The following is a 20,780-nucleotide window of genomic DNA, read 5'->3' on the forward strand; positions in this document are numbered from 1 at the left end:
AAGGCAGGAGCGGAAGGCGGCGCTTCCAGCGGGAAGAGCAGCAGCCGAAGATCCTATCAAACGGCGGTTTTTCCGTTTGATATAGCTGAGGCGCTGCCCGCGGAAAACGTCCGCCTGCAGCGTATGCTTCTTTGCCTCCAGCGTATTCCTAAAGTAGAAACGAGTTATAGATATAGAACGGAACCTCACTCCAACAATAACCCTCTTTATCACGGATTCAGGCATATTTTTATATTACTATTTATATTCGAATTTAAATTATTTTACATATAAATTCAATAAAAGGGTTCGATACATTCATTTTGTAAAAAAAATATTTAACTTTTTTAAATTTATGAATCCCCCTTCATGAGCGTACTTGGAGCGTTTTTATTCCCGTCTCAAGGGGATGAGGGGTGTTGAAAAATCGCTGGGTTATTATCACGATAAAAACTATTGCATGCACATCAAGGAATTACGCATCCGTCGTCATAGTACTTGAACGTTAATTTTTTGAGAGAAGTTCCGAAAGATTCCAAAAATGAAATAATAAATCAAAGTAAGAGGTGAAAGTGTGAGACATGTAACGCCGGTATTCTGGATTTCGATCGCGTTATGTGCAGCCCTTGTTATTTGGGGCTCTATATCGCCGGATCAGCTTCAAAATGTAACAAACACTTTAACATCGTCCTTTTCTACAGGGTTCGGATGGTATTACTTAATTATTGTAGTCTTCATTCTAGGATTTTGTGTATACTTAATCTTCTCTCCGTACGGACGAATAAAACTCGGGAGTGATGATACCGAGCCTGAATTCAAACTGCCTACCTGGTTTGCAATGCTTTTCAGCGCCGGAATGGGGATGGGGATGGTATTTTGGACCACCGCGGAACCGATTTCGCACGCCTTTGTAAACTCGCCTGAAGCACAAACCGGGTCCCAGCAGGCTATCCGTGAATCGCTGCAGTATTCTTTCTTCCACTGGGGAATTCATGCCTGGGCTGTTTATGCTATTGTTGCCCTCGCTCTTGCCTATTTTAAGTTCCACCGCGGGTTTCCGGGACTTATCAGTGCAACGCTCATTCCTATTTTAGGCGAAAAAAGCATGCGCGGCCTGCCGGGTACCCTGATTGATGCACTGGCTGTTTTTGCGACCGTTCTTGGTGTGGCATCCACTCTTGGGTTTGGAACCGCCCAGATCAACGAAGGCATGGCCTTTCTATTTAATACACCGAATTCGTTTACGGTGCAGATCATTGTGCTTGTCATTGCTACTGTGTTGTTTATCATTTCGGCATGGTCTGGTATCAGTAAAGGGATCAAGCATATGAGTAACGTCAATATGTGGCTCGGGTTCATTCTGCTGATTGCCCTTTTTATTGTCGGACCGACCATCTATATTCTGGACATGTTCACAAGTACCATGGGAAATTATCTTTCGAATTTCTTTGACATGAGTTTCCGAAGTGCTCCGCTCGATGACGGCACACGGGGCTGGATCGATTCGTGGACCATTTTCTATTGGGCTTGGTGGATTTCCTGGTCGCCGTTTGTGGGCATCTTTATTGCCCGGATTTCCAAAGGTCGTTCGATAAAGGAATTTATGCTCGGCGTGCTGTTCGTGCCGTCTGTTGTATGTTTTATCTTCTTCGCGGTGTTCGGCGTTTCCGCGCTGAACCTGGAGCAGAACGGAATTGCTGAAATTTCCCAGTATCCGATGGAAACAGCGACGTTTGCGGTGCTTCAGGAATATCCGCTTGGGTTTATCATGTCGATTGTCACTCTTGTTGTGATTGCCATATTCTTTATTACTTCCGCTGACTCTGCTACCTTTGTGCTCGGCATGTTGTCGACAAACGGCTCGATTGAACCAGCCGGCACCGTGAAAATTTCATGGGGTGTGGCGATGTCTTTTGTCGCTGCTGTGGTGATGTACTATGGGGGAACCCAGGGGCTTCAGAATACCCTGATCATTGCCGCCCTGCCATTTTCCATTGTTGTTCTGTTAATGGGTGCCTCCTTTTTCAAGACAGTGCGTGAAGAACGAAGGCTGCAGAAAAAAGAAGAAAAAAAGGCAGCTTAAAATATAAATCAACAGACACCCTGCCCAGCCGGAAGCGCTTCAGGCAGGGTGCCTTTTTGCACAAAACAAGGAGTTGTTATCAGAACCGTATCAGGGATTATCGGCCAATAGACGGGCAGCCTGTAAATCTGCCGGACATTCCATCAAAAAATCGGCCCACACCTCAGCAAAAGGAGGCATGGGCCGCTTCTTTATTTCATCAGGACTTTTTATTTAAAGCGGCGGCAATGGCTGCCCCTACTTCAGCATTGTGCTTCACCAGAGCAATGTTAGCGTCCAGACTCTGCCCCCCGGTGGATTCCTGTATTTTCTGAAGCAGAAACGGTGTGACATCTTTCCCAGTCATTCCGAGGTTCTCTGCTTCCTGCACCGCTTCTTCAATCACGCCGGAAATGAACTCTTCTTTCATAGCGTAATCTTCCGGTATCGGATTTGCAACCACAGCGCCGCCTTCCATTTCCATACCCCATTTGGCATGAAGGGTTGAGGCTGCCTCGTCCGCTTCATCCACCCGGAAATGAACAGGAAACTCACTGGATCGCGTGAAAAAGGCAGGCAGCTGATCCGTCTTATATCCCATCACCGGTACGCCCTTCGTTTCCAGGTATTCCATCGTCAAACCAAGATCCAGAATGGACTTTGCTCCGGAACAGACAACCGCCACATTGGTGCGGGCCAGCTCTTCCAGGTCGGCAGAAATATCCATCGAATGCTCAGCGCCCCGGTGGACCCCGCCGATTCCGCCGGTCACAAAGACAGGAATATCCGCCATGGCTGCACATATCATAGTAGCTGCCACCGTCGTTGCTCCGTGCTTCCCGGTGGCGGCAAGATACGGCAGATCTTTTCGGGAAGCCTTCGTCACGTCTTCTGAACGAGCGAGGAGATCCAGCTCATCATTACTCAGACCGATTTTTATTTGTCCATCGAGCAGAGCAATGGTGGCCGGTACGGCACCACCGTCCCGGATAATCTGCTCAACGTCACGGGCCGTTTGAACATTCTGCGGATACGGCATTCCATGGGAAATAATTGTGGATTCAAGCGCTACAACCGGTTTTCCCTCTTCCTGTGCAGTGCGTACTTCTTCGGATAACGTGATAAATGACTTCATGTTCTTTCCTCCATTCTTTTATTCAACCATTCTGCAGTCATTGTTTCTTTTCCGGATGTTTCTGATGTCAGAACAGCCGCTGCATGCATCATCCCCGCCTGCCCGGCTGCTTTCACGTCCCATCCTTCAAGCCAGGCGTAAAACAGGGCAGCGCAGAACGCATCACCGGCACCAGTCACATCAGCAATCATTTCGACCGGTTCTGCCGGAAGATGAAAAACCCCGGAATCCGCACTCCCAATAACAGCACCGAGGCTGCCGCCGGTAACTACCACGTGCTCTACTCCTTTTTCCAACCACGCACAAACCGCATTTTGCCAGTCCTCTCCACTCTCAATAGTCATACCAAGTGCCGCTTCGGATTCATCTTTATTCGTCACAAGCCATGTGATTCCGTCCAGTTTTTCCGGCAGCCGCTGCATTTTTGGAGCGGACACCGCGGTAAGCATAAGGGGTACTTGATATTCAACTGCTTTCTGCCGGATACGTTCCAGCGTTTCTGCAGGACAGTTCAAGTCAGCTGCTATACCACCGGCCTGTTGAAAAACACGTTCGTGCGATTCTATATATTCAGGGGTGATGGACTCATAAATTTCCATATCCGCAAAAGCCAGCGTCATACTACCCTGCTCGTCCAAAACGGCTGTATAGGATCCAGTCGACTTTTCATAAAATACGGCAGCATGGTCCAGGTTAATGTAACCTTCCGATGCCTCTTTCACCGTTATCCAGTCCGCATCCATCCCCGCTGTCGTCAGCAGAATCGTTTCCTTCTCCAGACGACCGAGATTTTCTGCCAGATTCCGTGCCACACCACCTGCACTCTCCTTCGAAGTGACAGGATTGGACGTTTCCCATTGCAGGGTTTCTTTTATATAAAATTTCCGGTCCACATTTGCCGCGCCGATGCATACGATCGGCCGGGTTTCATTAATGACATACGCCTTGCCGAGAATATAGTTTTTCCGGACCAGGCCGGATATAATATTAGCCACCGCAGGTCTTGATAACCCGACCGCTTCGGCAAGATCGAGCTGGGACACATAAGGATCGTCCTTAATACGCTCGAAAACCTGCTTTTCTTTTTCCGTCATCGGTTCTCTATTATTGTATACGGGCATACCTCCACCTCCTCTAAACACATGTTTTATAATTTAAACTTTTGTTTATTAGTATTCTACACGCTCCCATGCTTCTCGTCAACTCTCCACCGCATTCAAAGAGAGCCGGAGGTGTATCAAAAGTCTACTACCATACATAAAATACTTTGCTAACATGTTGGGCATGCGCTGCAGGCGGACGCTTTCCGCGGGCAGCGCCTCAGCTTCTTCATACGGTCTATCGCCCGTATGGAGGGATCTTCGGCTGCTGCTCTTCCCGCAGGAGTCGCCGCCTTCCGCTCCTGCCCGTGATTACATTCTCTTTATTACAAAAAGGGAGCTGTACCTTTTGATACAGCCCCAGCTCTCTTTTACCCTTTATGATGTTTTTGTTTCTCCCGGACCATACCGGGATGGTTGGTCGTAATGATAAGCTCTTGAGACAGGAGACGAAGCCTTTCGACAGCGTGCTGCTTATTGACCGTCCATACATTCACCTTGTAGCCGTTGTACAGCATCAGATCCACGATACCCTGTCCCGCCATTTCATGATAAAGCATCATAACTTCCGCCCCGGCAACCTCCATCTGCTCAAGGGGAATGACCGGACGGTTCATGAAAATCAGACCAGTTTGTATCGACGCATCCATCTGTTTGATTTTTTTTATCGCTGTATGATCAAATGACCCAACCAGTGTAGATCCCGTAATCTCGTATTTATGAAGGAGACGTACGATTTTCTCTTCCAGTCCGGGATAAATGTCTCTACGCTGTTTCAGTTCAATGGTCAGTGACTTTTTTCGGTTCATCCGGCGGAGCACATCTTCCAGTGTCGGAATTCTCTGCCCGGCAAACTGTTCGTTGAACCAGGACCCGGCATCCAGCGTCTTCAGTTCATTGACGGTGTAATCCCGGACCGCCTTTTTTCCGTTTGTGGTACGCTTCACCGTCTGATCATGAATCACCACCGGCACGTTATCACGCGACAGATGAACATCCAGCTCGATACCATCCACATCCGGGGAATTCCATGCCAGCTCAAACGCAGCGATAGTATTTTCCGGAGCCCTGCCGGACCAGCCCCGGTGAGCAATGCATTGTACCATTTCCAGAACCCCTTTTTCATCATCTTCTTCAAGTATACAAAAAAATGCCTCCTTCGTGTTACATAGGGCATATTTTCCTATCATGCAAGTTTAAAAGTACAGTAATTAACCAACAATGGATACAAACAGGAGCATCATTTCAGGAGGGGGAACCAATGAACACAGCAGTGCGCCAAAGCGGCCGGCAGAAACCAGGTATCATCCGGCTGATGATCCGATTTCTGCTGCTTGCCGGTATTATCGGCGTGAGCGGTATGCTGGCAGCTGCAGGTTCTGCTTATCTGCTTCAGCCACCACCGATTCAAGCCGATCAATCCACCGTGGTTTATGGAGCAGATCAATCCATCATTGGAGAACATCATAATGGCAGGCAGCGGTACTGGGTAGATCTTGAAGATATCTCCCCTAACCTTGTGCAGGCGTCGGTGGCCGTAGAAGATGATGAGTTCTATGAACACAGCGGTTTCGATTTTTCCCGTATTCTTTCCGCCGCAGCCGTGAATATAAGAACATTGTCCAAAGCACAGGGAGGAAGTACGATCACCCAGCAGTATGCCCGGAATCTTTTTTTATCTCATGACAAAACCTGGTCGCGTAAACTCGAAGAAGCTTTCTATGCACTCCGTCTGGAAGCGCATTACGGGAAACGGGAGATTCTCGAAGGATATCTGAATACGATTTATTTCGGACACGGCGCCTACGGTATTGAAGCAGCTGCCCGTCTTTATTTTGATACATCCGCCGAAGACCTCTCCCTGGCGGAGGCATCGCTTCTGGCCGGTGTCCCGAAAGGTCCTTCGTATTATTCACCATTTTCCCATCCCGACCGTGCTAATGAACGGCAGCAGCTTGTGCTGTCTGCTATGGAGCGGACCGGAGTGATTACAGCCGAGGAAAAGGAAAGTGCCGAAAATGCTCCTCTTTCTCTGGAACCGCCCGGTCAGCTCTCCGACGATCGTATCGGCCCCTATTTTCAGGACCACGTCCAATCGCTGGTGGAGCAAAAATATGGAATGGATCCCAAACAGGGAGGTTTGCGGATCTATACCACACTTGATCCTGAGCTGCAGAAAAAAGCGGAAAAGTGGATCCGCTATGAAATTCCAAAAGAATCAGAACTCCAGGGAGCGCTCGTCGCTATGGATCCAGAATCCGGAGATGTCCGTGCCATGGCAGGCGGGAAAAACTATCAGGAAAGTACTTTTAACCGGGCCGTTGATGCCGCCCGTGCTCCCGGTTCTGCGTTGAAGCCATTTCTATACTACGCGGCACTTGAAGAAGGCTTCACCCCATTAACGTCTTTTCGAAGCGAGCCATCCGAGTTTACGATCGGAGAGCAGGGACAGACGTATGCTCCGGGCAATTACGGTGAAATCTATGCCGATGACTTCATTCCTATGTATGAAGCACTGGCGGTATCGGACAATGTGTTTGCTGTGAAGACTCATTTGTCTCTAGGGCCGGATGCCCTCGTAAATACAGTTAAAGATGCAGGGATTTCTTCTGATTTATCTCCCATTCCATCTCTGGCTCTCGGCACGCAGAACGTGAAGCCGCTGCATTTAACGAACGCCTATCTCCCTTTTGCAAACGGAGGCAAAAAAACAGAACCGCGTCTCATTACAAAAATCACAGATGACGAAGGGAATGTGCTCGTAGAGAATGAACCGGAAATCAATCAGATTTTTGACCCACGGAAAACGTATGTAGTCACCGATATGATGAAAGGTGTCTTTGATGTATCCATGGATGCCTATACATCAGTCACCGGAAGATCCGCTGCCCATCTGTTTAATCGACCGCTTGCCGGAAAAAGCGGATCCACCGATTACGACAGTTGGATGGCCGGCTTTTCCCCGCGTCTTGCCGCCGGTGTATGGATCGGCTATGACGATAATCGGAAGATCAATCATGCCGAAGAAGGGCAGATTTCAAAACGAATCTGGGCCCAGTTTATGGAAGAGGGACTCGAAGATGAACTGAAGATGGATTTCCCCGCTCCGGATGGTATAGTGAAAACTCCGATTGATCCCGAAACCGGGCTGCTTGCTTCAGAAGAATGCGGTTCCTCCCGGACTATTGCTTTTGAGAAAGGAACAGAGCCGCAGCGTTCCTGTACCGAAGAGCTTGAAAACAGGCAGGAGACAAGTCCCGAAGAGAACCCAAACCAAAAAGAAGAACAGCTCCCCGGGCAGCAGGAAAAGTTCTGGGAGCGGCTGAAACGTTGGATGCAGCCGTAATACCCCACGCCTGTTGATTTGCCGTATAAAAGAATGGGAAAGGGTTCTATGAGGAGGGTGCATCTGTGATCAAAGCATGTATCCACCCTTCTTTTTCGTTGGACGGAGCCGTCTGTCCGACTCCAGCGGGAGAAGCGTCAGCCGAAGATCACCGGGGGCTCACACGATGGGAGTCAGATCGGCGTTGGCACAGGACGTGCCGAACTTAGCCGATCCTCCTTTACTACGATGTAGCTGAGGCGACGCCCGCGGAAAGCGGGCAGGAAAGGCGGAGTCCAACGAAACGCTTCCTATATTTGGATAATAAACAGCCGTGGTAATACCCTTCAAACTAAAACGTGCAGGAGGCTGGGTAAGCGCTCCTGCACGTTTTAGTGTCCTAGCTTATAATGCATGTGTGTGTTTCCAGTATATTCATCATGAATAAATAGAACAACAGCTCTGCGAATTGTTCAAAAATCGTTCAAAAATTCAGCTGTTATCTTCGTCATCTCCTTTTGCATGCAGCGCTTGATGAAGTTCTTCGCTGGAATGATCCCAGTAGTCTTTATTGAACCCTTTAAGGAATTCACCGAGAATATATTTGGAATGATCATCCATGTGATCCACAGCCAGTTTCCCTTTCATGGATTTATCCATATTATTCACATGTTCGGGCATGCTCTTATATCCTTTGCGGATCCGCTTGTCAGAGTTCTCTACCAGCGTTTCACAAGCTCCTACTCCGGTATAACATGGCTTCCCGTCTTTATGATCAACGGTCACCCAGACGAGCCAGTACAATTTCGGCTCGGGAACTTCCTCTTTGTCTGCAGAGAATTTTACTTTCTTTTCAATTTCAGAGCGGGCATGCAGGGCTCCCATATCTATAAAGGCCCTGTCTTCAGCAGGATCAATGATAACTGGTGTCATATTGTCCAGGCTTAACGTACCCGCGCCATAACCACCGTCACCACCGGTGGCGTCTCCGCTTAAAATATTGAAGCCTCCGCCTTTTCGTTTCTTGTCCTCGTTATCAAAAAGATCCATGCAATCGTCTCCTTTTAAAGATTCTCTACCTACATCATACGCTGTTTGAACGGTTTATTTCAAAGAATCGATAAGCTGCCAGGCTTCTTCCATATCCTCATCCGAGTAGTTCTGGCTTTTCTTCAGCTTATGAACTTTTTCCTTTACGTCTTCTTTTGGCAACTCATCGAAATAAAGCACCGTTGATACCAGCTCTAAAAACTTTGCGCTGTATTCATTTAACCGGCTCGTAATTTTTTTTGCTTCCCGGCGGGGCCAGTCCAGCTGCATGTTCTGAAGAAAAGTGTCCCCTTCTTCGGTGAGTTGATACCGGTATTGGTAGTATCCGGCCTTTGCTTCCTTGATCTCCGTTACGAAACCGAGACTGCACAATTCTTCTGTTCTCATCGACAGTTCTTCAGAGTAAGGCCCGTACATGTGATATGTATATTTTTCCTGCAGGGGGAGCTGCAGCTTCTTGCTGATATAGACGATTTTCTGCCATTTCTTACGACCTACCACTTCTCCGGCGTCCTGTAATAACGCGAGTAACTTTGCATGATCAGGCAGCATTACCGATTTCCTCCTTCATGATCTTCGCTGCAGAGAGACGCTTTCCACTGCAGCCTGTCCGTCCCATTTTTATGTTGTCCCGACTGCTTAAAAGGACATCAGGCTTCCTGTTCCGGTTCCACCTGTTCATTACCGGAAAACAGCATACTTTTAATTTCCTGTTTCGTCTCTTTGTGTCCCGGTGATTCCAGCCATTCTTTTGGATAATATAATTTATGATCCGTCCGTTTCTTTCCGGAAATAGCCTCCACCAAATCCGACTCTCTCGACAGTTCCCGGAGACGGCCGTTTGGCATCAGCAGGTGAATCGGCATCCGTTCTTCTTCTTCCCCGGGCCGGTAGAAGTCATACGGAAGATCCGATGAGGAATCAATCACAAGATAGTAATCCGGATCAACCCCGGCCTCCCGGAACAATTCCTGAAGCCTGGTCCACTTGTTCAGCAGGAAATTCTGACTGAATTCAACGAACTTAAACAAACGCCGGTTCAGAAAACGCTCGCACAGATCCTGCAGGATGCTGTCATCTTCAAACTGCCACATTTGAAAATAATACGTAATAACCGACTCATCAAGACATAGATAATCTTCGAGTGTCTGTGTCCCTTCAAAGAAACGCTGAAAATGATAGGGCTGTTGGAAAAAAGTGTGTCCATCTTCCCGGAGTTTTTTCACCCGCTGCAGAATTTTACTTAAAATCACTTCCGCACTTCGTGTAACAGGATGGAAATAAACCTGCCAGTACATCTGATAACGGCTCATGATATAATCTTCGACCGCGTGCATTCCGGTATTTTTAATAACGGCCTGGTCCTCCGTCGGCCGCATCACACGCAGGATACGCTCCATATCAAAATGTCCGTAACTGACTCCGGTATAATACGCATCCCGCTGCAGGTAATCCATCCGGTCCGCATCAATCTGACTGGAAATCATGCTGACAACGAGTTTATTGGGGTGCGTTTTTTCAATGACATCTGCCACGTCCTGCGGAAAGTTGTCCCCCATTCGGCGCAGCACCTGATTGACTTCGGTATCTTCCGTGATAATTTTTCTTGTCCACCATTCATGATCCGTCTGAAAGACTTTCTCAAAAGAATGGGAGTACGGACCATGACCAATATCATGAAGCAGCGCCGCACTGAGGCAGAGAAGCCGCTCTTCCTGCTGCCAGTGCGGTCTGCCGTCAAACACTTCGATGATCCGCCTCATGATTTCGTATACGCCCATGGAATGGTTAAACCGGGTGTGTTCAGCACCGTGGAATGTTAAAAACGTCGTTCCGAGCTGACGAATCCGCCGCAGCCGCTGAAATTCACGGGTTCCGATCAAATCCCAGATCAGCTCATCCCGGATATGAATATAGCGGTGAACGGGATCTTTAAACACCTTTTCTTCCTGCAGTTTTCGGTTACCTTCTTTCATGAGCCATTTTTCGCTCCCTTTATGTATGCATTGCTTTCAAGCACGTCTATAGTATCTTTTATTATATCAACCAGTCTGCTTTCTTGGCAAAATAAACCGGGAAATGAACTCATATTTCAACGACCGTCGTTTCATGCTATAATCTACGGAGCTATTATCATTGAGAACGGAGTTCAAGCCCATGAATATGAATGACATGTTCCACGGCATACGCTGGCGCTGGGTCGACCATGCCGGATCCGGCCTTCACTTCCACCCCCTCCAGTCTTTTGCCTATGATGACACGTTCTGTGTCAGCGCAGGGACAGGACTTGGCCCCGTGATGCGGGCGTGGGTTCATTCTCCTGTGGTGGTGCTCGGCATTCAGGACAGCCGCCTGCCGTCAGCGGCGGAGGGCATTGCTTTTCTGGAAGAACAAGGCTACCAGGTGATTGTCCGAAATTCCGGAGGACTGGCGGTTGTACTGGACCAGGGTATTTTTAATTTGTCTTTTATTTTTAAGGAAAACAAACAATTTTCCATTCACAGCGGTTACGATTTGATGTGGGAAGCGGTACGGCGGATGTTCCCGGACGCCCCTGCTTCGATTGACGCATACGAAGTGAGCGGCTCCTACTGTCCCGGTGATTTTGACCTGAGTATAAATGGCCTTAAATTCGCCGGTATATCACAGCGCCGTATCCGCGGCGGTGCCGCCGTACAGATCTATATGGCCGTTCACGGGAGTGGTGCCGGGCGGGCCCGGCTGCTCGAACAGTTTTATGAGCGGGCTGTGCAGGGAGGGCCATCCAAATTCGAATGGCCCCGCATTGATCCGCAGGTCATGGCCTCCCTTTCCGAACTGTACGGAAATACATTTACGATAAACGATATCCTGTTTCGATTGCTGACGATGGTGAAAGAAGAAGGAGCCTTTATTGAAGAAAGCCGTTTGGGACCAGATGAACAGCAACGCTTCCATATGTATTACGACCGGGTGGTTGAACGAAACAGTAAGGCCCTCCAAAAAGCCGGACAGCAGAATACATAAAAAAAGAGGCTGCCTCCCTGTGTTTGGGAAAAGCCTCTTCTTTTATCCGCTCTGCCTCGGTTTCCTGCTTTACTCTAGACCTTCATTGGTGTTTTTTTTTCCATTACAGCCTGTTGTCCGGTCAGCAGTGCGAGGTTGTACACATCCATTACGCTGCAACCGCGGGAAAGATCATTCACCGGCTTGTTCAACCCTTGAAGAATAGGCCCCACGGCGTCATATCCACCGAGACGCTGGGCGATTTTATATCCCAGGTTACCCGATTCCAGACTCGGGAAGATAAAGACGTTCGCCTCGCCCTGAAGCGGGGAGTCCGGTGCTTTCGTCTGAGCCACTGCCGGAACAAATGCTGCATCAAATTGGAATTCTCCGTCAATCATCAGGTCCGGACGATCCTCCTGCGCTTTTGCGGTAGCTTCGGATACTTTCTGGGTTTCTGCAGAAGATGCAGACCCTTTCGTTGAAAAACTCAGCATTGCTACTCTTGGGTCCATGTCAAACGTCTGCGCCGTTTCAGCTGTGGATACCGCTATCTCTGCCAGCTCTTCTGCACTTGGAGATATATTAATCGCACAGTCTGCAAACACAAATTTCTTCTCGTCTTTCACCATAATAAACACGCCGGATGTCTTCTGAATGCCGGGTTTGGTTTTAATAATCTGCAATGCCGGGCGAACCGTATCGCCGGTCGAATGGGCGGCACCACTTACCAGACCGTCGGCTTCATCCATATAGACGAGCATCGTTCCAAAGTAATTGGAATCCTGCAGTTTTTCCTGCGCGCTTTCTTTTGTTTCTTTTCCTTTACGCCGTTCTACAAAAACTTCTGTCATTCGGTCAAAATATTCATAAGAGGCCGGGTCATGTATCACCGCATCTTCCAATGAAACCCCGAGTGATTCCGCTTTTGTTTGTACTTCTTCTCTATTCCCAATAATAACCGGCCGTACCATGCCATCGGCTGCCAGTTTTGCAGCTGCTTCGATGATTCGATCATCGTCTCCCTCTGGAAATACAATAGAAGGATATGAAGCTTTCACCTGGCTTTTGACCATCTCAAATAGATCGCTCACAGCCAATTCCTCCTTTAATTACACAATTCCCGTGTTCCTGTTCCTTCAATCTCTACGTTTATTATAACCTGTCTCCAGGAAAACTACATGTTTTATGAAAACTTGTCACTTGTTTTTCATTCACAAGCATACTCCAGTGCATCTAAAAAATAAACCCTAAGGCACAAAATGATAAAAATAGAAATTTTCTAACCGGTATGCGTTTGCAACCCCCGTCAAATCAAACGTTTTCACACTTACAAAGAAAATGTTTCACGTGAAACATTTCTTCCAGTGGAAAATGATACTTCGTTATTTCCTACGAAAAACCTACAATGAATTTTCTCCCTCTGTATCATACTAAAACAATACGTACTCCCTTTAACAGGAAAGGAAGATAAACATGGATAAGCAATGGTGGCTCGATTCCCTTTCCCTTCGGCATGTTACACTGCAGAGCAGGATTATAATGGAAGTAGACCATGAATCATCCATTCATGATGACCTCTCTTTTCCTGTAAGTTGTCTCGCTGCCGGTAACATGGGTTCCCTCCCCCTCAAAGAGTGGAAAGATGCGATTCAGGCTGTTCATCAGGAACAGGGAACGATTTTTTTGCAGCTGGAGATTGAAGGGGATGATTTCCATACCGCTTCACGGAAAACAGCCCTGCATGAGATCCATCACATGGTCCAGATTTTTGCAGATAAAGCCGCGAACGCGGAAAAGGCAGGCTTTGATGGAGTAGAAATCCCGGGAACGAAAGGATCTGTCATTCACTCCTTTGTGTCACGCGATACCAATAAACGAAGCGGAAGCTGGGGAGGTTCCCGCAAAGATCGTCTTCACTTCCCCCTTGCTGTGGCAAGGCATATCCGGGAATATACCGGACCGGCATTTCCTATCATTTTCCGTCTTCCTTCTGTCACAGATGCCGTCACAGCGGAAGAACTCGCGATGATGGCCGGACAACTGGAAGCCTCCGGTGTGAACCTATTTCATATCGGAAGCGGAACAGACAGTTCCCCCTCTGCCGATACAGCGCTTCAAGACATTGTACGCACCGCTTCTGCCGTCAAAAAAAGAGTATCCATTCCCGTTATCATCTCGACGGGTACTACAGAAGCAGAAACATTCATTCAACGGCAGGAAGAAATTCCTTTCGACGGTATTTCCATTCATGCAGAAAATAACAGCTGGAACCGTTTATTTTTGTCCGAAACATGACAGTTTTATGGACAGAGGCTTTCCAGCAGTGCTCGTTTTTTTCGTATCGTTCCATTCATGGTATAGTATAAACAATGGAGATTTATTCAAAGGAGTGATACATAATGAGTGAACCTTCTCAAACGTTGGACGGCTGGTTCTGCCTGCATGACCTCAGGAAAATGGATTGGGCGGCATGGCGCCGGGTTCCGGATGACGAACGTCGCAGCATCGTTCAGGAATTTGTAGATATGGTGAATACATGGAAGGCTGTAGAAGAGGAAGAAACCGGGAGTTATGCTCTTTATACAGTGGTCGGTCATAAAGCTGATTTCATGATGGTCAATCTGCGCGACTCCATGAACAATCTGGACCGTATTGAACAGGAATTCAACAAACTCCGCATTGCTGACTATACGACACAGACCTACTCGTATGTCTCCGTTGTGGAACAAGGGAACTACACCCCGCCAAAAGATGGCAGTGATCCACTCGACAACCCGAATATGCGGGCAAGGGTCTATCCTATTCTGCCAAAATGGAACCATATCTGCTTCTATCCAATGGATAAAAAACGGGAAGGTGACGACAACTGGTATTCCCTCCCACTCGAAGAACGAGTTGAATTAATGAAAGCCCATGGAAAAACCGGACGGAAATACGCCGGTGAAATCAAACAGATCATCTCCGGATCTACCGGACTCGACGACTGGGAATGGGGAGTGACACTATTTGCCCACGACGCCCTTCAGTTTAAGAAACTGATTTATGAAATGCGGTTTGATGAAGTCTCCGCCCGCTATGGAAAATTCGGTGCCTTTTACGTGGGTAACCTCCTGGAAACAGACCAGGCGCAGCTTTTCTTTGATATGTAATAAACAACAGACGAAACAGTCCAAGCTGTCCCGGCATACGGGGCAGTTTTTTTAGCTTCAGGGGTGGATTGGGAGGCGGCATATACTCGCTTTTTGAGATATCAGGGAAAAGTAATGAATAAAGGCTGCTTCACCATTACATTTGGCTCCGGAACCGGAAAATGTAATGCTTAGAAGGTTCTCTTTTCTTTTTATACATAATCCTCTTTTTCTGCTCATATCGTAGAGTAGATAGTGCTGTGGCAAAAGAGGAAAACCGGGGGAAAACGCCGCGTTATGCGCGGGACGCTTGGCCGGGTGCTGCAGCTGGATTCAGGAAGTCCCAACATTTATACTTTCCTGACTACCAAGAAACGGGGTGATTTCATCGCTGTTATCAAAGCTCCAACCGAAGATCTTAAAATGCTGGCCCGTTTGATGCGGGCAGAAGCAGAAGGAGAAGGAAAACTTGGAATGCTCCTGGCAGGAAATGTAATGGTCAACCGAGTGTATGCCAATTGTCTGGACTTTAACAACATCCGGACCATTCCTGAGATGGTCTATCAATCTCCAGGCGGGTTTGAAGCGGTGCAGAGAAGTTATTTCTATCAACGGGCAAGAAACCAGGACGTTCGCCTGGCCCGCCGGCTCGTACAGGGACAGCGGTTTTCGCCGGCGGAAAACTCGTTATGGTTTTACCGTCCGACGGGAGCTTGTCCGGAGGAGTGGTTTGGCCAGCCGAACGTCGGCCGGTACAAAGCCCACTGTTTTTTCTCTCCCACTTACGCAGACTGTTCCGAAGTATATCGATGAATTCAATCTGAAGGAGGATGTATTGTGTACAATTATTATCCGTGGTATCCGGCCCAGCAGACCGGCGCGTGGTATCCGTACAGCCCGGAAATGGGAATGAACCGTCAGACCAATAACGGCAATGGCATGATGAACGGCGGCATGATGAATGGCGGTGGAATGAACGGTGGTACCATGAACGGCGGCGTCCTGCCGATGGAGCAGTCCTACATTGAAAATATTCTGCGGCTGAACAGCGGCAAACCGGCAGCAGTGTATATGACGTTTGAAGGTAATCCGGATTGGCAGTCGATGGTGTTCCGCGGCATTATTGAAGAAGCGGGGCGCGACCATATTGTGCTGAGAGATCCTGACACAGGCAGATGGTATCTCCTTTTGATGGTGTATCTCGACTATGTTGTCTTTGATGAAGAAATCAATTACCAGTACCCTTATGACGGGCAAAGTCCCACCTCCAACCGCTGATAAGTTTAAACCTTTGCCTTCTGTGCAATATATAACATAAGTAAAGCAGGCAGTGCGTGAATCACATGCACTGCCCTTCTTTTTTTGGCCGTATGACAAAACGCCGGCCGGCACGTTTATTTTTCAGCCTGAAAAAAATCAGTTCTTTCCTCTTGAAAGTCAAAGATGGTCAGTGTACAATATGATTTACAAGGTCAAAGATAGTCAAAGTCAAAGCAGATGATTTGATACGCTCCAGCCAAGGCGTTATCATGCAAACTAAGATAAATTACCAACGACCACACAGCTTGAAGATATAAAGGAGGAAACGACTCATGAGAAGATGTGAACACTGCCAACAGCGCCCCGCGCGCATTGAGTTGAATATGAACATCAACGGATACCAGCAGAAAATGAATTTATGCGATATTTGCTATCACGAAGTACGCAATGAAATGAAACAGCCTTCCAATTTCGGAGGCGGACAATCCTCGGCATTTGATCAGTTCTTCCAGAACATGATGGGAGGACAGCAGCAGATGAACGGCGCCCAGGAACAGGGCGGACAGGCCCAGCAGGGCGGCGGAAACGGCGGTCTCCTTGATGATCTTGGCAAGAACCTTTCCGACGCTGCCCGCGCCGGCATGATTGATCCGGTCATCGGCCGTGAAACCGAGGTGGAACGTGTTATTGAAACATTGAACCGCCGGAACAAGAATAACCCGGTGCTGATCGGGGAAGCCGGTGTCGGTAAAACCGCCATTGCCGAAGGGCTTGCGCTCCGAATTACCGAAGGCGACGTACCGAATAAACTGAAAAACAAAGATATCTACCTGCTTGATGTTTCTTCCCTCGTCGCCAATACCGGCGTACGCGGACAGTTTGAAGAAAAAATGAAGCAGCTTCTGAAAGAACTGCAGGAACGTAAAAACGTCATCGTCTTTATCGACGAAGTTCATCAGATTGTCGGCGCCGGTTCCGCGGAAGGCTCATCCGACGCAGGCAACATCATGAAGCCGGCCCTCGCCCGCGGCGAAATTCAGGTCATCGGTGCCACAACACTGAATGAGTACCGTAAAATCGAAAAAGACGCCGCGCTTGAACGCAGATTCCAGCCGGTAATGGTCAATGAACCATCTCTGGAAGACTCCATCAGCATTTTGGAAGGCCTGCAGAACAACTATGAACAGTATCATCAGGTTTCTTATACCGAAGAGGCGCTGCAGGCCTGCGTGAACCTGTCGAACCGCTATATTCAGGACCGTTTCCTGCCGGACAAAGCGATTGACCTGCTTGATGAAGCCGGCTCGAAAATCAACCTGATTCACAGCGAAGACGACGAGCAGGAACTTCGCAGCCGCATCGAACAAACCGCCGCGGACAAGGAGAAAGCCACCCAGCAGGAAGACTATGAACGGGCGGCCCAGCTCCGTGATGAGGAATCCAAACTCCAGAAGCAGCTGGAAGAATCGGAAGGCGGCAGAGATATCTCCAATCGTGACGCGGTCGTAGACGTCGATACGATCCAGCAGATTGTCGAGAACAAAACCGGCATTCCGGTCCGCCGTCTGCAGCGGGATGAACAGCAGAAGATGAAAGACCTGCCGGAACGCCTGCGTGCAAGCGTCATCGGACAGGACGAAGCGGTCAGCAAAGTCGCCCGCTCCATCCGGCGTAACCGTGCGGGTCTTCGCAGAGGCACACGCCCGATCGGCTCCTTCCTGTTTGTCGGACCGACCGGTGTCGGTAAAACCGAGCTCTCGAAGTCTCTGGCAAGAGAAATGTTCGGTGACAGCGAAGCGATGATCCGCCTTGATATGAGTGAGTATATGGAAAAACACTCTGTCTCCAAACTTGTTGGTTCGCCGCCTGGATATGTTGGACATGATGAAGCAGGACAGCTGACCGAAAAAGTGCGCCGTCAGCCGTACAGCATCATTCTGCTTGACGAAATCGAAAAAGCGCACCCCGATGTACAGCACATGTTCCTGCAGATCATGGAAGACGGCCGTCTGACAGACAGCCAGGGCCGCACCGTGAGCTTTAAAGACACGGTGCTCATCATGACATCCAACGCCGGCTCCAACGTAAAACACGTCACTGTCGGCTTCGGAAACCAGGACGCCGTGGAACCGCGCTTGATGGAATCCTTGTCGGACTACTTCAAGCCTGAATTCCTGAACCGGTTTGACAGCATCGTGTCCTTTGAAGAACTGAAGAAAGAAGACCTTGTCACTATCGTTGATTTGATGCTCGAAGACATCGTCGACGCAGCCAAGGAGCAGAATCTCAACGTCACCATCTCCCAGGAAGCCAAAGAGATGCTGGCCGAAGAAGGATATGATCCGGCATTCGGCGCCAGACCGCTCCGCCGCGTCATTGAAGAAAAAGTCGAAGACGGTATCGCCGACTTGATGCTCGAAGAAGAAGGCATCGAAAACATCCAGGTCACCGTCGAAGACAACGACATCGCCGTCGTCAAAGCATAAATCAGAACGAACAACGAAAAAGCCATGGACTCACATCCCCGCGGGATGTGCGTGTCCATGGCTTTTTTTGTGATGGTTTCTGCTTTTTATGATAATGTACCCTTTCATGGTTGTCATAAGCGCGTTTATGACAATCATGAAAAACAACTTATTTTGTCGAAAATTTTGATAATTGTACCTTGAACGTCAAAAAACGTCCATTGTTCTCTATGATCGTCCATGCTATGCTGATATGGAAACCAACACTTTCATACGATGAGGTGAGCAATAAATATGCTGTCAACTGGAATAGGCAGGCTCCGCGCGGCAGGAATGCTGGAAGGTCTGTCCTTCATTATTCTGTTGTTTGTGGCCATGCCTTTGAAATACGGTCTTGGTATGGATATGGCAGTAACCATTGTGGGAGCTGCTCACGGCGGGTTATTTATTTTGTACATGCTGGCGGTACTGTTCGTCTGGATTCAGCGGCGCTGGCCTGTTCCAAGAGCCATGATTGCGGCGGTGGTGTCCGTCATTCCATTCGGTCCGTTTGTGTTTGACCGCAGCCTGCGGAAGGAAGAAGAGCTTGGAACAGCGCCGGGAAACGCCATCGGCCTGTAAAACATGCGTCCCTGTAACATTTCCACTGTCAGGGACGTCTTTTTGTGTGCATGGCAGCAGCCGCTTGTACATACGTATCAATGAAAAACATGAACCGAAGGAGACTTGTTATGTTCGAATGGAAAAATATTTTCAGGGGTCTGGCTATGGGAATCAGCGATATTATTCCCGGTGTCAGCGGCGGTACCATCGCTCTTGTGCTCGGCATTTACCACCGGCTGATTGCCGCGATCAACAACCTGTTCAGCAGACACTGGAAGGAGCAGCTCGGCTTCTTTATTCCGCTCGGTATCGGAATCGTCGCCGCTATCTTTAGTTTAAGCAGTGTACTGGACTGGCTTTTGGGCAATTACCCGCAGCCGACGTTCTTCCTGTTTATGGGCTTGATCCTCGGAACCATTCCCCTTTTGCTACGCGAAGCCGATTATAAACGGGCGTTCAACGGCAGTCATTATGTGATTGCAGCCATTGCCGCCGTACTTGTCATTTTATCCGGCCTCTTCCGGGGAGAAGAGGGTGAGGCTATGCAGACTCTGGCCGCCTCCGATTATCTGCTCTTCTTTTTCTCAGGCTGGATCGCGAGCACAGCGATGATCCTCCCCGGTATCAGCGGTTCCTTCATTTTACTGCTCCTTGGCGTGTACAGCACTGTCATTCATGCGGTAAGCTCGCTGCAGTTTTCGGTGCTGCTTGCGGTGGGAGCAGGGATTGTCGTCGGTCTGGCGATCATGAGTAAGCTCCTGCACTACCTGCTGCGACGGCACACTGCAGGAACGTACGCCGTGATGACCGGCCTTTTGATTGGGTCGTTGTTCGTCATATTCCCAGGTCTCGGAGCCGGTGTCGTCCAGTTTTTCGTCAGCCTTTTCACCTTCGCCGCCGGGCTGGTCATTGCCGCGATACTTGGAAAAGTGGAACGCAGGTAATGTAAAGACAGAGGCACAAAGAATGCCTCTGCCTGAACCAAACGCGAACCATCCTTCTTACGGAGAGCTTAAAACAGAATGGTTTAAATAGAACCCCATCCTACTTAGAGTGGCTGCTCTTTAGGATGGGGTTCTTATCTCTTGTGGAAAAGAGAACCAGCAGCATTGTCAAAATGACCATAAGCAGTTCAAAGTCCGACATACACCCCCCCCTTTCGTTAGAGGGTAGTTCTGCCCATCCTAAAAGCAGACCGTTCACATCACTCTATGATTATATCATTAAACTTACATTACTTTATTCCTGGTAACGAAAAAACTCCTCCCTGCCGTTCAGACAGGGGATATAGATTCGGTACATGTCATGCTTTCATGCGATCCATCAAAAACTACATTCGGCCACGGCCGGGTGAGAGAATGTATATTGGAGTGACAAGGATCCTTCTTTCAGACTGTTACAGCAAAAGGGGCTAAACGTATGTGTAAAATAGTTCTCGGTAACGACGAAGACTGATGATTGGCAAAAAAAGAGAAGGTCCTCTATCATCGATGTATGCCTAGGAAGCAAATACAAAGCGAAAAGAGGCCTTCTCATGAAATCTATTATAACAGAAATGCACCAGATAATGAAAGAAACACCGGATGTCCTGGCCATGGAAGAAAAGCTGCAGCAGCTGATGTACAGCTGGTTCAGCGATTTGGTGGGAGAGGCTCTCACCCTGCTGGATGATCCGGTGAGCGAAG

18 protein-coding genes are annotated in these 20,780 nt (G+C 48.6%); 11 read left to right on the plus strand and 7 right to left on the minus strand.

What is annotated here, in order from left to right; translation table 11 throughout:
* Positions 1-273, plus strand: a 273-nt coding sequence (locus BM058_RS18540) for a hypothetical protein (protein WP_218151916.1), incomplete at its 5' end; no start/stop codon positions are given.
* Between the two features lie 280 nt (positions 274-553).
* Positions 554-2,062 carry a BCCT family transporter gene (locus BM058_RS16475; RefSeq protein ID WP_090928490.1) on the plus strand — a complete coding sequence of 503 codons (1,509 nt, stop codon included), beginning with the start codon at positions 554-556 and terminating at the stop codon, positions 2,060-2,062.
* Positions 2,063-2,261: 199 nt separating this feature from the next.
* Here the strand turns inward: BM058_RS16475 and BM058_RS16480 are convergent, their stop codons facing one another.
* From BM058_RS16480 to BM058_RS16490, 3 genes are all read right to left on the minus strand, one after another.
* The gene (locus BM058_RS16480) at positions 2,262-3,176 is read right to left on the minus strand and encodes a pseudouridine-5'-phosphate glycosidase (protein ID WP_090928492.1); all 915 of its coding nucleotides are present in this window, start codon (positions 3,174-3,176) and stop codon (positions 2,262-2,264) included.
* Positions 3,173-4,297 (minus strand): carbohydrate kinase, encoded by a 1,125-nt coding sequence (locus tag BM058_RS16485; RefSeq protein ID WP_090928494.1) that lies wholly within the window; start codon positions 4,295-4,297, stop codon positions 3,173-3,175. The genes BM058_RS16480 and BM058_RS16485 overlap by 4 nt, the downstream gene beginning before the upstream one ends.
* Positions 4,298-4,647: 350 nt before the next feature.
* A complete protein-coding gene (locus tag BM058_RS16490) occupies positions 4,648-5,382 on the minus strand; it encodes a glycerophosphodiester phosphodiesterase (RefSeq protein ID WP_177195608.1) in 735 nt (244 codons plus the stop codon).
* Positions 5,383-5,537: 155 nt separating this feature from the next.
* On the opposite strand from BM058_RS16490, the gene BM058_RS16495 reads away from it, so the two are divergent.
* A complete protein-coding gene (locus BM058_RS16495; RefSeq protein ID WP_177195609.1) occupies positions 5,538-7,622 on the plus strand; it encodes a transglycosylase domain-containing protein in 2,085 nt (694 codons plus the stop codon).
* Positions 7,623-8,093: 471 nt separating this feature from the next.
* Here BM058_RS16495 and BM058_RS16500 read toward each other — a convergent pair whose 3' ends face one another.
* The 3 genes from BM058_RS16500 to BM058_RS16510 form a co-directional block, all read right to left on the minus strand.
* Positions 8,094-8,651, minus strand: coding sequence for a YwhD family protein (locus tag BM058_RS16500; RefSeq protein WP_090928498.1), 558 nt, complete (start codon positions 8,649-8,651; stop codon positions 8,094-8,096).
* Positions 8,652-8,705: 54 nt separating this feature from the next.
* Positions 8,706-9,203, minus strand: a complete 498-nt coding sequence (locus BM058_RS16505) for a YwgA family protein (RefSeq protein ID WP_090928499.1) — start codon at positions 9,201-9,203, stop codon at positions 8,706-8,708.
* A 98-nt stretch (positions 9,204-9,301) separates the two neighbouring features.
* Positions 9,302-10,627 (minus strand): HD domain-containing protein, encoded by a 1,326-nt coding sequence (locus tag BM058_RS16510; protein WP_090928501.1) that lies wholly within the window; start codon positions 10,625-10,627, stop codon positions 9,302-9,304.
* 181 nt (positions 10,628-10,808) lie between these two features.
* Here BM058_RS16510 and BM058_RS16515 point away from each other — a divergent pair, with 181 nt between their 5' ends.
* On the plus strand, positions 10,809-11,657 hold the full coding sequence (locus tag BM058_RS16515; protein ID WP_090928503.1) for a lipoate--protein ligase family protein: 849 nt from the start codon (positions 10,809-10,811) through the stop codon (positions 11,655-11,657).
* A 74-nt stretch (positions 11,658-11,731) separates the two neighbouring features.
* Here the strand turns inward: BM058_RS16515 and pta are convergent, their stop codons facing one another.
* Positions 11,732-12,730, minus strand: coding sequence for a phosphate acetyltransferase (pta, locus tag BM058_RS16520; protein ID WP_090928505.1), 999 nt, complete (start codon positions 12,728-12,730; stop codon positions 11,732-11,734).
* A 382-nt stretch (positions 12,731-13,112) separates the two neighbouring features.
* Here pta and BM058_RS16525 point away from each other — a divergent pair, with 382 nt between their 5' ends.
* From BM058_RS16525 to BM058_RS16555, 7 genes are all read left to right on the plus strand, one after another.
* Positions 13,113-13,934 (plus strand): oxidoreductase, encoded by an 822-nt coding sequence (locus BM058_RS16525; protein WP_090928508.1) that lies wholly within the window; start codon positions 13,113-13,115, stop codon positions 13,932-13,934.
* A gap of 104 nt (positions 13,935-14,038) precedes the next feature.
* On the plus strand, positions 14,039-14,788 hold the full coding sequence (gene hemQ / locus BM058_RS16530) for a hydrogen peroxide-dependent heme synthase (protein WP_090928509.1): 750 nt from the start codon (positions 14,039-14,041) through the stop codon (positions 14,786-14,788).
* Between the two features lie 366 nt (positions 14,789-15,154).
* A complete protein-coding gene (locus BM058_RS16535; RefSeq protein WP_090928519.1) occupies positions 15,155-15,580 on the plus strand; it encodes a cell wall hydrolase in 426 nt (141 codons plus the stop codon).
* 24 nt (positions 15,581-15,604) lie between these two features.
* On the plus strand, positions 15,605-16,045 hold the full coding sequence (gene gerQ, locus BM058_RS16540) for a spore coat protein GerQ (RefSeq protein ID WP_245737065.1): 441 nt from the start codon (positions 15,605-15,607) through the stop codon (positions 16,043-16,045).
* 314 nt (positions 16,046-16,359) lie between these two features.
* The gene (locus BM058_RS16545; protein WP_090928511.1) at positions 16,360-18,513 is read left to right on the plus strand and encodes an ATP-dependent Clp protease ATP-binding subunit; all 2,154 of its coding nucleotides are present in this window, start codon (positions 16,360-16,362) and stop codon (positions 18,511-18,513) included.
* Positions 18,514-18,786: 273 nt separating this feature from the next.
* On the plus strand, positions 18,787-19,113 hold the full coding sequence (locus BM058_RS16550) for a DUF3817 domain-containing protein (protein ID WP_090928513.1): 327 nt from the start codon (positions 18,787-18,789) through the stop codon (positions 19,111-19,113).
* A gap of 110 nt (positions 19,114-19,223) precedes the next feature.
* On the plus strand, positions 19,224-20,039 hold the full coding sequence (locus BM058_RS16555) for a DUF368 domain-containing protein (protein WP_090928515.1): 816 nt from the start codon (positions 19,224-19,226) through the stop codon (positions 20,037-20,039).
* The last annotated feature ends 741 nt before the right edge of the window (positions 20,040-20,780 follow it).

The sequence above is a fragment of the Salibacterium qingdaonense genome (assembly GCF_900114715.1).
Lineage (GTDB): Bacteria > Bacillota > Bacilli > Bacillales > Marinococcaceae > Salibacterium > Salibacterium qingdaonense.

Excerpts from the sequence above, each read along its gene's own strand:
- BM058_RS16505 (WP_090928499.1), bottom strand. The coding sequence starts at position 9,203 with ATGCTGCCTGATCATGCAAAGTTACTCGCGTTATTACAGGACGCCGGA.
- hemQ (WP_090928509.1), top strand. The coding sequence starts at position 14,039 with ATGAGTGAACCTTCTCAAACGTTGGACGGCTGGTTCTGCCTGCATGAC.
- BM058_RS16495 (WP_177195609.1), top strand. The coding sequence starts at position 5,538 with ATGAACACAGCAGTGCGCCAAAGCGGCCGGCAGAAACCAGGTATCATC.
- BM058_RS16515 (WP_090928503.1), top strand. The coding sequence starts at position 10,809 with ATGAATATGAATGACATGTTCCACGGCATACGCTGGCGCTGGGTCGAC.
- BM058_RS16550 (WP_090928513.1), top strand. The coding sequence starts at position 18,787 with ATGCTGTCAACTGGAATAGGCAGGCTCCGCGCGGCAGGAATGCTGGAA.
- BM058_RS16500 (WP_090928498.1), bottom strand. The coding sequence starts at position 8,651 with ATGGATCTTTTTGATAACGAGGACAAGAAACGAAAAGGCGGAGGCTTC.
- BM058_RS16480 (WP_090928492.1), bottom strand. The coding sequence starts at position 3,176 with ATGAAGTCATTTATCACGTTATCCGAAGAAGTACGCACTGCACAGGAA.
- BM058_RS16545 (WP_090928511.1), top strand. The coding sequence starts at position 16,360 with ATGAGAAGATGTGAACACTGCCAACAGCGCCCCGCGCGCATTGAGTTG.
- BM058_RS16490 (WP_177195608.1), bottom strand. The coding sequence starts at position 5,382 with ATGGTACAATGCATTGCTCACCGGGGCTGGTCCGGCAGGGCTCCGGAA.
- BM058_RS16485 (WP_090928494.1), bottom strand. The coding sequence starts at position 4,297 with ATGCCCGTATACAATAATAGAGAACCGATGACGGAAAAAGAAAAGCAG.
- BM058_RS16555 (WP_090928515.1), top strand. The coding sequence starts at position 19,224 with ATGTTCGAATGGAAAAATATTTTCAGGGGTCTGGCTATGGGAATCAGC.
- BM058_RS16510 (WP_090928501.1), bottom strand. The coding sequence starts at position 10,627 with ATGAAAGAAGGTAACCGAAAACTGCAGGAAGAAAAGGTGTTTAAAGAT.
- BM058_RS16525 (WP_090928508.1), top strand. The coding sequence starts at position 13,113 with ATGGATAAGCAATGGTGGCTCGATTCCCTTTCCCTTCGGCATGTTACA.